This is a genomic window from Xenophilus sp. (assembly GCF_044462705.1).
GTDB lineage: Bacteria > Pseudomonadota > Gammaproteobacteria > Burkholderiales > Burkholderiaceae_C > Xenophilus > Xenophilus azovorans.
The window spans coordinates 1-1534 of the sequence record NZ_JBIQNC010000382.1; the positions used below are offsets into that span (position 1 = coordinate 1).

Below are 1534 nucleotides of genomic sequence, written 5' to 3' on the forward strand. Positions count from 1 at the left end.
TCGGCGTCGACATGAAGGTGCTGATCGAGCAGATGCGCGAGCAGGTGCAGAACATCGAGTGACGAACACCCTCACCATGGACTATCCCGGCAATCTCTTCGTGGTCGCGGCGCCCAGCGGCGCCGGCAAGTCGAGCCTGGTCAAGGCGCTGATGGAACTCGACTCGGCGGTGCAGCCCTCCGTCTCGCACACTACCCGTGCGCCGCGCGGCCAGGAAAAGCACGGGCGCGAGTACTTCTTCGTCTCGCCGGCCGAGTTCGACGCCATGATCGCGGCCGACGGCTTCGTCGAGTGGGCGCACGTGCACGGCCAGCGCTACGGCACCTCCAAGAAGGCCGTGGAGGATCGGGTGGCGATGGGCGCCGACGTGATCCTGGAGATCGACTTCCAGGGCGCGCTGCAGATCCGCAAGGTGTTCGCCAATGCGGTGCTGGTGTTCATCCTGCCGCCGAGCTGGGAGGAGCTGCGCTCCCGGCTGGAGCGGCGCGGCGAGGACGCACCCGAGATCATCGAGATGCGCCTTCGCAATGCCGCCGAGGAGATGGCGCAGGCCGACCAGTTCGACTTCGTTATAATCAACGAGTTGTTCGAGCGTGCGCTTTTCGACCTGAAAGCGATCGTTCACGCCCAGCGGCTGCGGTATTCCGCCCAGCGCCGCGCCCGCGCCGACACCTTCGCCGCGCTGGGCATTTCCTGAAGAGCGTCCCGCTTTCTTCCCCTTTCCTCCGAAAGACTTCCACCATGGCCCGCATCACCGTCGAAGACTGCCTGGAGCAAATCCCCAACCGTTTCCAGCTCGTGCTGGCCGCCACCTACCGCGCCCGCATGCTGAGCCAGGGCCACGCGCCCAAGATCGAGAGCAAGAACAAACCCGCCGTCACCGCCCTGCGCGAGATCGCCGAGGGCAAGGTCGGGCTGGAAATGCTCAAGAAGGTGCCGGGCTGAACCGACTGACGCCCCGCCGCCACACAAAGGAGCACCGCATGCGGTGCTTTTTTTATGCCCGGGGGCTTGACGGCCAATGCCACGCTAAAGTAGGGCGATGAGCGCCGTCGTCCAGCCGCAATCCGCGGCCCAGCCCTCCTCCGGAGCCGCCGCCCCGGGGCACGTGGCTGCGCTGAACGCGGCCGCGGCCAGCTTCGCCGCGCTGACGGCCAAGCTGGACTACCTCGGCGCCGAGGACGTCGAGCAGGTGCGCCGGGCCTACCGCTTCGCCGACGAAGCCCACCTGGGCCAGTTGCGCAACAGCGGCGAGCCGTACATCACCCACCCCATCGCCGTGGCCGCGCAGTGCGCGGAATGGAAGCTGGACGCGCAGGCGCTGATGGCCGCTTTGCTGCACGACGCCATGGAGGACTGCGGCGTCACCAAGCCCGACCTGGTCGAGCGCTTCGGCGCCCCGGTGGCCGAACTGGTGGACGGCCTCACCAAGCTGGACAAGCTGCAGTTCAACACCCGCGAGGAAGGCCAGGCCGAATCCTTCCGCAAGATGCTGCTGGCGATGGCGCGCGACGTGCGCGTCATCCTGATCAAG

Annotated in this window: 3 protein-coding genes; all 3 read left to right on the forward strand. The window is 67.1% G+C overall.

Translation table 11 applies throughout. From position 1 onward, the window contains the following. Window positions 1-76: 76 nt before the first annotated feature. Window positions 77-697, forward strand: coding sequence for a guanylate kinase (gene gmk / locus ACIY1X_RS26345; protein WP_399686602.1), 621 nt, complete (start codon window positions 77-79; stop codon window positions 695-697). Window positions 698-741: 44 nt separating this feature from the next. Further along, window positions 742-945 (forward strand): DNA-directed RNA polymerase subunit omega, encoded by a 204-nt coding sequence (gene rpoZ, locus ACIY1X_RS26350; RefSeq protein ID WP_038206659.1) that lies wholly within the window; start codon window positions 742-744, stop codon window positions 943-945. A gap of 97 nt (window positions 946-1042) precedes the next feature. After that, window positions 1043-1534, forward strand: a 492-nt coding sequence (locus ACIY1X_RS26355) for an HD domain-containing protein (RefSeq protein WP_399686599.1), incomplete at its 3' end; no start/stop codon positions are given.

Excerpts from the sequence above, each read along its gene's own strand:
- gmk (WP_399686602.1), top strand. The coding sequence starts at position 77 with ATGGACTATCCCGGCAATCTCTTCGTGGTCGCGGCGCCCAGCGGCGCC.
- rpoZ (WP_038206659.1), top strand. The coding sequence starts at position 742 with ATGGCCCGCATCACCGTCGAAGACTGCCTGGAGCAAATCCCCAACCGT.